The sequence below is a fragment of the Arthrobacter sp. SIMBA_036 genome, assembly GCF_046535135.1.
GTDB lineage: Bacteria > Actinomycetota > Actinomycetes > Actinomycetales > Micrococcaceae > Arthrobacter.
The window spans coordinates 1-251 of sequence record NZ_JAWRXG010000354.1; the positions used below are offsets into that span (position 1 = coordinate 1).

1 protein-coding gene is annotated in these 251 nt (G+C 59.8%); it reads right to left on the minus strand.

Going from position 1 to position 251, the window contains the following annotated elements:
• The coding region (locus SB659_RS20165) for a hypothetical protein (protein ID WP_410551710.1) at positions 1–210 on the minus strand (210 nt) is incomplete at its 3' end.
• Between the last annotated feature and the right edge of the window lie 41 nt (positions 211–251).

The following is a 251-nucleotide window of genomic DNA, read 5'->3' on the forward strand; positions in this document are numbered from 1 at the left end:
GACAAGGCCGCGTAACTGCCGCCGTACCCGGGCATTACCTTTCACATACGCCGACAGCACTCGCTTCTTGTGAGCTTCCGCCGTCTCCCCTGCCACCGCTGGTACGTCGTGCGGAGCAGCATCGTTGAGGATTGTCTTCAGTGCATCCACGTCGCACAGTCCGTCGCTGCTGAACGGCGTATTGCCCTCACTGACTTTCTGCCAGCCCATGCAAGACAGGAAGTCCGCATCCGAGAACTTGTGAATGCCGG